The organism is Cryobacterium sp. N21, assembly GCF_002929575.1.
Classification (GTDB): domain Bacteria; phylum Actinomycetota; class Actinomycetes; order Actinomycetales; family Microbacteriaceae; genus Cryobacterium; species Cryobacterium flavum.
This window is the reverse complement of sequence record NZ_PJJQ01000034.1, coordinates 456303-464758: the sequence shown is the minus strand read 5'-3', so window position 1 is coordinate 464758 and position 8456 is coordinate 456303. Positions and strand designations below refer to the sequence as shown.

General features: G+C 63.6%; 8 protein-coding genes and 1 tRNA gene. 3 read left to right on the top strand and 6 right to left on the bottom strand.

Annotated features, from left to right (window positions below; genetic code table 11):
- On the top strand, positions 1 to 562 hold a 562-nt coding region (locus tag CXY77_RS20190), incomplete at its 5' end, for a hypothetical protein (RefSeq protein WP_158252842.1).
- Between the two features lie 130 nt (positions 563 to 692).
- The gene (locus CXY77_RS14365) at positions 693 to 1559 is read left to right on the top strand and encodes a DNA/RNA non-specific endonuclease (RefSeq protein WP_104130293.1); all 867 of its coding nucleotides are present in this window, start codon (positions 693 to 695) and stop codon (positions 1557 to 1559) included.
- 26 nt (positions 1560 to 1585) lie between these two features.
- Here CXY77_RS14365 and CXY77_RS14360 read toward each other — a convergent pair whose 3' ends face one another.
- The 6 genes from CXY77_RS14360 to CXY77_RS14335 form a co-directional block, all read right to left on the bottom strand.
- A complete protein-coding gene (locus CXY77_RS14360; RefSeq protein WP_092341426.1) occupies positions 1586 to 2146 on the bottom strand; it encodes a recombinase family protein in 561 nt (186 codons plus the stop codon).
- A gap of 666 nt (positions 2147 to 2812) precedes the next feature.
- The gene (locus CXY77_RS14355; RefSeq protein WP_104130292.1) at positions 2813 to 4018 is read right to left on the bottom strand and encodes a site-specific integrase; all 1206 of its coding nucleotides are present in this window, start codon (positions 4016 to 4018) and stop codon (positions 2813 to 2815) included.
- Positions 4011 to 4205, bottom strand: coding sequence for an AlpA family transcriptional regulator (locus CXY77_RS14350; protein ID WP_104130291.1), 195 nt, complete (start codon positions 4203 to 4205; stop codon positions 4011 to 4013). Before CXY77_RS14350 ends, CXY77_RS14355 begins: the two co-directional genes overlap by 8 nt.
- Before the next feature lie 196 nt (positions 4206 to 4401).
- Positions 4402 to 4473, bottom strand: a tRNA-Gln gene (locus tag CXY77_RS14345).
- A 104-nt stretch (positions 4474 to 4577) separates the two neighbouring features.
- Positions 4578 to 6101 carry a glutamate--tRNA ligase gene (gltX, locus tag CXY77_RS14340; protein ID WP_104130290.1) on the bottom strand — a complete coding sequence of 508 codons (1524 nt, stop codon included), beginning with the start codon at positions 6099 to 6101 and terminating at the stop codon, positions 4578 to 4580.
- 90 nt (positions 6102 to 6191) lie between these two features.
- Positions 6192 to 7157, bottom strand: coding sequence for a LysR family transcriptional regulator (locus CXY77_RS14335; protein ID WP_199181927.1), 966 nt, complete (start codon positions 7155 to 7157; stop codon positions 6192 to 6194).
- 148 nt (positions 7158 to 7305) lie between these two features.
- On the opposite strand from CXY77_RS14335, the gene CXY77_RS14330 reads away from it, so the two are divergent.
- A complete protein-coding gene (locus CXY77_RS14330; protein WP_104130318.1) occupies positions 7306 to 8379 on the top strand; it encodes an aminotransferase class V-fold PLP-dependent enzyme in 1074 nt (357 codons plus the stop codon).
- The last annotated feature ends 77 nt before the right edge of the window (positions 8380 to 8456 follow it).

Here is an 8456-nt window from a genome sequence, read left to right as displayed (position 1 = left end):
GGCCACCAACGGGCAGATCTCCTGGCCGTCAGCGGGCAATTCCGTGGCCGCCTACGGGCAGCTTCTCATGTCCGCCGACATACACCTCGTGCGCGGTTCTTATACGATCGCCCATAAGGCTGGTCAGTTCGAGATGTTGCCCGGTTCGCTAGCGCTCCTGTCGGCGGACGATTGGTACATCGGAACACCACACCGCACGATGGAGACGCTGACCCTATATCTCGACACTGACTACAATCAAGACCAGATTCGCTGGCTGCCCGCTGCAGCGCCTTGTCTTAAGCAAGCCCTCGCCCTTTCCAGCCCAGCTCTTCAACGTCCGCAACCGCTGCATCAACCAAAGGTCACACGCTTCCTGCACGCGATGACGGACGCATCGGTGGATGACGTCGATGCTGCACTGATTCACCTAATGCAGCTCGGGACACTGCATACATTGCCCGAGCACATGTCGGTAGGCTCAGCTCGGCGCAGTAGACGGCGGCAGATGAAAGTAGATGGGCTCGACAGCACTCATCCACCGGCGTTAACGCCGAGCCAAAATATAGCTCTTCTGACGTAACCGTGGATGGTTTCCGAGCACCCTAACGAGGGCGGTTTCACATGGTGGAAGCAACAGTGGATCTTCCCATCAACACCGCCATATAGATCCGGAAGCCCCAACTGTCGGCTCTGGCTGCTTGACTATCACCATGGACGCCGCATTACTTTATCCTGCTGGATACAACGCCGATTTCCTCCAGATTCCTCTGCCGCTCCCGACCCGTCCCCCGGGAACCCTGATTCGTGAACTGCTCTACACACATTTCACCGTGCTCCTCGACCCCGCACGGCGCCTCGCCATCGCAACCGGCGTCAACATCGACGGGGACCAGCTCATTACCGTTGACCGAGGCGACGACTGGCACCTCGACTCCCGTATCCCGCCCTACGAACAGACCGGGGAAGCCGTCTACGCCAGAAACGACCTCGACCGCGGACACCTCGTCCGGCGCCAAGACCCGGTCTGGGGCGACACAACGACAGCCCGGCGAGCGAATTACGACACCTTCGCCTACACCAACGCCGCCCCGCAAGCCGCAACCTTTAACCAATCAAAACAACTCTGGCTCGGCCTCGAGGACCACGTCCTCACCTACGCACGCACAAACGGCAACCGCATCAGCGTCTTCACCGCCCCCGTACTCTCAACCCCGGATCCGATATATCGCGGCGTAAAGATCCCCCAAGCGTTCTGGAAGATCGCAGCATGGACCACGACCACGGAAAGATCCACCGTTCTTCACGCTGCCGGGTTCGTCCTCGACCAAAGCCCACAATTAGAAGACATCGACCTCGACACGGTCCGCGCTCAAGCCCTCATGTACGGCAATCCCCCGTCGCTCGGACCCTACCGCACCTATCAAGTACCCATCGTCGACATCACCGACCTCACCGGACTCAACCTGACCGCCCTATCCGACGCAGACGTCTACGCCCAAGCCCCAGCGATCCGAGAAGGCGCCGATCGTCGAACGCGCTGGGTTGAACTGGTCGACACCGCAGGCATCCATCTCTAAACCGCACCGAATCCTCTTCCGCCAGCTCAGGCCCCGGCGCGGAGGTAGACGTAGACGGTTTCGCGGCTGATCCCAAACTCTCGAGCAAGCACAGATTTCGGCACGCCCGCGGCAGCCTTCTCGCGCAGCTCAGCCGCACGGGCCATGTCCAGTGATGGGGTGCGGCCGCGATAGACGCCACGTTTTTTTGCCAGGGCAATGCCCTCACGTTGACGTTCACGAATCAACGACCGCTCAAACTCAGCAAACGCTCCCATGACGTTCAAAAGCAGGTTCGCCATCGCGTTGTCGTCGCCCGTGAAAGAGAGCTGCTCTTTCACGAACTCAACCCGGACCTTCTTCGCCGTGAGCCGGCGCACGATCAAGCGAAGGTCATCCAAGTTGCGGGCCAACCGGTCCATGGAATGCACGAGAACGGTATCGCCATCTCGGACGAACTTGATCATCTCTTCCAGCTCGGGCCGGTTCTGATCCTTTCCCGACGCCTTATCCTCAAACACCCGATCGACCTCGACGCCAGCAAGCTGACGGATGGTGTTCTGATCGAGAGTACTGACTCGCACGTATCCAACGCGTTGACCCGTCATGTGACTTTTCCCCTGTTCCGTCAGGTTGAAGTCTAAGACCCAGTCATGAGGGATGTCCACCAATCAAAATTTGACCCTATCCTGACAATACTCGATGAGAGCGTCTGACGTCGAGTTGGGGTACACGCCAAATTGACAGTTCGTTGCTTACTTCGACGCTTTCAGCTTCCCCATTGACGCTTCTAAATGTCTCGCAAGCGTCCTTGCCTACAAAAATGGTAACGCCAGTAAAAACACACGTTTCGAGACATACCGGCTCATCCGTCGCCCTTGAACAATAATGCCCTGATCCTGGTCACTGGACGGAATGCGTTCTGCCTCGCTCTCCACAATCGTGCATGGTCGATCTGTCTCGTCAATGTGTCTCGCAGCCCACGGGTTGCGAGAAGTGGTCTCCGACGTACCGGTGGGATCTAACCAACTGCTCGATCCCTTGAGCCCTCGCCTAGATGAGCAAAAGCGCCGCCCGGATCTGACCGTCAGGAACTGCCATGATTGAAAAGTACGCTTCCGTGCGTTTCCTTTATTTACTGCCGGGCGTTGCGGTGCGTCCTATTCTGTGCCGGCTAAATTCTACGAGCACGTCGTCCAGGGCAGGCATTCTGCGGTCTCCCCAAGAGAGTCTTCTTTGTTAATCTGTGACCATCCTCTGGACACCGAGATCGCTCACTCGCCGAGCACTTCATCGAAAATTTCCGCCGTCACTGGATCGACTATGTCGGCCGTGACCACGTAGCTGTTTCGCGTGGTCTGCTCGTTGGCATGGCCGAGAAGTCGAGAGGCCAGGGTGATCCCGGCCGCCCGCTCGATCAGCGTGGCCGCCGTGCGCCGGTAGATGTGCGTGGTGTACTCGTCGACGTCGACGCCCAGTTCGACAAGACCACCACGCACATCCTCAACAAATGCGCGTAGCAGGCGCTCGTAGTTGCTGACGCTGAGGGAGCGACCAGTCCTGGTGGGAAACAGGAAAGCCTCCGGATCCTGCTCCGCAAGTGCCAGCCGCCGTCGCACCGCCGCTGCGGCCATCGACGGCAAGGCTATGCTCCGCCGTTGCCGTGACCGCTTGGGAGAGTTCTTGCGGTGCGTTCCTTGGGCCTTGGTGCTGACGATTGTGCCGTTCACGATGAGGGTAGGCGGAAGCGTCGTCATATCTACGTCACAGCGGCGCAGGCCGAGGCACTCGCCAATGCGCAGCGAGGTGCCGATCATAATATCCATGCCGTCGATCAGGGCGCGGTAATTGGGTCGGGGTCCGTCCTCGCGCCCGAGCCGCCATACCTGCATGCGACCGCGGATACCGGTGATCTGCGCGGGGGTGAGTGCGGATTCCTTTCGCGGTGACATCGGCAGGCGCTGCACGTCGCGCACGGGATTCTGGGTCATGGCGTCGTCGCGCACGGCGTAGCCACACACCAGGCTCAACACTGCGCGGGCTCGCCGGGCTTTCGAGATCGATTCTTCCTCCAGAATCCGCTGCAGGATACGGTCGCAGCGACCGACGGTCAGGTGGTCGAGCCGCACTCCACCACACCGCGGCACGATGATCACGCGGGCCGTTGTTTCGTACGATTCGTAGGTCGAGTACGACAGGCTGCCAGCCTTGGCACGGGTGAGAACCTGCGACAACCAGAGCTCGACCGTGTCGGCGATGGTGCTCGACGGCGAAAGGGCCCCGGCACCACCAGTGGCCATCGCCCTGGCTTGACGATGGATCTCGGCGATAGCGTCGTCACGGGTGTTGGCCGTCACGGCAAGGCGATGCAGTGCCCCGCTGTCGTCACGGTTGGTGGCGCGGGCACGATATCGGCCGCTGGCCAGTTGTCGCACGTCAATTGAGCCCACTTCACCGGCGGCGATCTGCGGCCTAACCATGGCGGTGTTCGTGCACCCAGGTGAGCACGTCCTGCACGTCGTACCGCACGAGCCTGCCGAGCTTGAGATAGGGCGGCCCAGTCTGCATCAAGCGCCAGTCCTCGAGCGTGCGCTCGGGCATTCGGAGCAGCTCGGCGAGTTCGCGCTGGGTGAGAAACGTGGGAGTGATTTGCGTCGTCGTGTCCATACGCAATAGGTGCGCCAGGGAGCTCGTGGGCAGCCCGACCAGGCCAGGACGAGCCCGTATCGGGCAGGGCACAACAACGACCAAACAATCCCCGAGGGGGTTTTTGGTGTAGTTTACGGTAATTCGGCCTGTTTCGGGCCTGTCGGTCAGGGTGGGCGATAAGTGATTTCGCCGCGGAATCCTGCGCCTGTTAGTGCTGGGGTACCTGGACTCGAACCAAGAACAAATGAACCAGAATCATCCGTGTTGCCAATTACACCATACCCCAATGCCTAATCCGAAGATCGGGCCGAGTAGTAGCCTAGCTCACTCGGGCCGGAGAGGCCAAACCGGGGTGTCCCCCGGCGAGTCGAAGCCCCTCCGGCCCGAGCGTCAGGCTGCCGAAATTGCAGCCAGGGCCCGATCCAGGCGGTCCAGGGTCTCGGCCTGACCGAGGATTTCCATGGATTCAAACAGCGGCGGCGAGATCTTGCGACCCGAGAGCGCGACGCGCAGGGGCCCAAAGGCAACGCGCGGCTTGAGGCCGAGGCCTTCAATGAGCGTCTCGGCAAGCAGGGCGTGTACGCGATCGGTAGTCCATTCCGCAGACGGAATACTTTCCAGTGCGGTGCGACTTGCGCCGAGAATGTCGGCGGCGTTCTGCGGGAGCGAGGCGAGGGCATCCGCTTCGAGAACCAGGTCGGCGCCGGTCACGAACAGAAATCCGAGCATGAAGGGGGCTTCGCCGAGCAGCGCGATGCGCTCCTGGATGAGCGGTGCTCCCTGGGCGAGCAGGGCCAGTTCGGCCTCGCTCGGATTCTCGCCGAACACGCCGGCGGTCACCAGGTAGGGCACCAGCCGGGCGGCGAAGTCGGCAGCATCGAGCTGGCGAATGTGGTCGCCGTTGATCGACTCGGCCTTCTTGAGGTCGAAGCGGGCCGGGTTCGGGTTGACATTCACGACGTCGAAGGCGGCCGTGAACTCATTGATCGAGAAAACGTCGCGGTCGTGCGAGAGCGACCAGCCCAGCAGGGCGAGGTAGTTGAGCAGGCCCTCGGGGATGAATCCACGGTCGCGGTGCAGAAACAGGTTCGCCTCGGCGTCACGCTTACTGAGCTTCTTGTTCTTGTCGCCCATGACGTAGGGGAGGTGGCCAAAACGCGGCACGAACGTGGTCACGCCGATGTCGATGAGCGCGTGGTACAACGCGATCTGGCGCGGCGTCGACGAGAGCAGGTCTTCGCCGCGCAGCACGTGGGTAACGCCCATGAGGGCGTCGTCGACGGGGTTGACGAAGGGGTAGAGCGGATGCCCGTTCGGGCGCACCACCACAAAGTCGCTGAACGAGCCGGCCGGGAAGGTGATTTCACCGCGCACGAGGTCGTCGAAGGAGAGCTCGGTGTCGGGCACGCGCAGGCGGAGCGCCGGGGAGCGGCCCTCGGCCCGGTAGGCGGCCTTCTGGTCTTCGGTTAGGTCGCGCTCGAAGTTGTCGTAGCCCATCTTGGGGTCGCGCCCGAGGTCGCGGTTGCGCTTTTCGATCTCTTCGCCGGTGACGAAGCTCTCGTAAATGTGGCCGCTGTCCTTGAGCTTCTCGATCACGCCGAGATAGATGTCGTAGCGCTCGCTCTGGCGGTACGGCGCCTGGGGGCCGCCGACGTCGACGCCTTCGTCCCAGTCGAGCTGCAGCCAGCGCATGGCGTCGACGAGTTGCAGAAAGCTGTCTTCGCTGTCACGGGCGGCGTCGGTGTCCTCGATGCGGAAGATCATCTTGCCGCCGGTGTGCCGGGCATAGGCCCAGTTGAACATGGCGGTGCGGATGAGGCCCACGTGGGGCGTTCCGGTCGGCGAGGGGCAGAACCGCACGCGAACGTCGGTTCCGGTGGCGGTTGAGAACGGGTGTGCAGTGGTGTCAGGCATTACTCATGATTCTAGTTGCGCGATTCCTGACCTACTTCTTTCCGGGCCCGGACCCAGAAAGCGGGCCCATGATCAATCGTGGGCCCGCTTTCATAAGATGGGCCCGGGATCCGAACTAACGTCCAACAGCGAGATCGCATCAAGCACGCCCAATGCCGCAGCCAGGGCGGGCACGCGCTCGGCCCGGACCGCCGTCACGGCGTGCAGGGTGCGATGATCACGTCCGGTCGTGGCGCGAATCGAGACACCCGCGCGCCGGCCGACGGACTCGATCGCGAGGGCCGGCAGCAGCGCAACACCGATGCCCGCTTCAACGAGGCCGAAGACGGCGGCAACGTTGTCAGTCTCGTAGCTGATGCGCGGCGCGAATCCGCGCCGATCGCACAGGTCGAGCAGGTGTCCACGGCAGCGCGGGCAGCCGGCCACCCAGTTCTCGTCGGCGAGCTCGCCCAGGTCGATCGGGGTAACGCTGTCAAGCGAATGCCCGACCGGCAGCACGAGCATCATCTCATCTCGCCGCAGGGTCGCCACCCGCAACCCCTGAGCGCTATCCCGGTGCGGATCCACCCGGTCCCCCGGGTAACTGAACGTGATGGCCAGATCGGCACGGTTCTCACGCACGGCGGCGACGGCCTCCGGCGGCTCCGCCTCCAGATAGGTGACGCTGATCTGGGAATGCCGCGCCTTCATGCGGGCCAGCAAGCTCGGCACCAGGGTAGCGGATGCCGACGGAAACGCCACGAGACGCACGAGCCCGGCGCGCAGCCCCTGCAGCTCGGCGATCTCCCCGGCCGCCGCATCGAGCGCGGTGGCCACGGTCACGGCGTGCCGCGCCAGCACGAGGCCGGCTTCGGTGAGGCGAACGCCACGCCCGACCCGCTCAACCACGGAGAGTCCGAGCCGCTGCTCAAGCCGCTTGAGCTGCTGACTCACGGCCGGCTGGCTGTAACCGAGGGCGACGGCCGCTGCGGTGATGGATCCGGTTTCGTGCACCGCCCGCACGACTCGCAGGGCGTTGGCGTCGAGGTCGGGGCTCTCGCCGGGCAGATGGATCATGCGCTCAATCATAATTGCTGGTTATGCATTGCATCGAATACTGACCGTTGTCGCATGAGTGCTGGGTGGTCACACTAGAAATATGAGCCCTGCAGCAACGAGCACGAGCAGCCCCACCGCCAATACGGCCACCCACCCGGGCACCGGCATGATCGCTTACACGAGCACGAGCACCGTGACCCTCGCCGAAGCCCGCACCCGCTACACTTCGGGCCGCGGCTACCTCGCGGCCTGCACCCTCGGACTGCCCACGATCGAAACGATCGCTGCGATGCGCGCCGATACCGAGGCCTGGGCCGGCGGCCAAGCCTGCGCCTCCCGTTACGGTGAGGTCGTCGAGCGGGTACGCGTCGGGTACGCCGATCTGGTGAACGTCACACCCCACAGCGTGGCGATCGGCTCGCAGACCTCGGTCATGGCCGGATTGGTCGCCGCCAGCATCCCCAATGGCGCCGAAGTCGTGCTGCCGCGTGGCGACTTCAGCTCGATGGTGTTCCCGTTCCTCGCCCAGGCGCACCGCGGAGTGACCGTGCGGCAGGTGGATCTGGCCGACCTGGCCACGAGCCTCACCGCGAACACGTGGCTGGTCGCGTTTTCGCTCGTGCAGTCCGCCACCGGAACCCTCGCCGACAGCGACGCCATCCGGGCCGCCGCCCGTGCAACGGGCACCTTCACCCTCTGCGACACCACCCAAGCTACCGGGTGGATGCCGGTCGACGCCTCGCTGTTCGACGCCACCATCTGCCACAGCTACAAGTGGCTCGGCGCCCCGCGCGGCGTTGGGTTCTTCACGGTCGCCGAGACTTTCGCCGCACAACTGCACCCGATCAACGCCGGATGGTACGCGGGAGACGACCTGTGGGCCTCCTGCTACGGTCCGGCGATGGCACTTGCTTCCGATGCCCGCCGGTTCGACGTGTCGCCGGCCTGGCCCGCCTGGGTCGGCGCCGAGCCCGCCATCGACCTGTTCCGCCGCCTCGACCTGGCCGAGGTGGCCACCCACAACGTGGCCCTCGGCGACGCCCTGTGTGATGGACTCGACCTGCCCCGACTCGGCCAGGCCATCATCAGCTGGCCGGATGCCGGTGGCCGCGACCTCGCTCGCCTCACCGCCGCCGGAATCACCGCATCAGGCCGCGCCGGTCGAGCCCGCGTGGCGTTCCACCTCTGGAACGATCGGGACGACGTGGACGCCGTGCTGGACGCGCTGCGCCGCGGCTAGACAACGCCGGGCGAACATTCGCTGTCAGCGACGTCGGGCCCCTNGCCGGGCGAACATTCGCTGTCAGCGACGTCGGG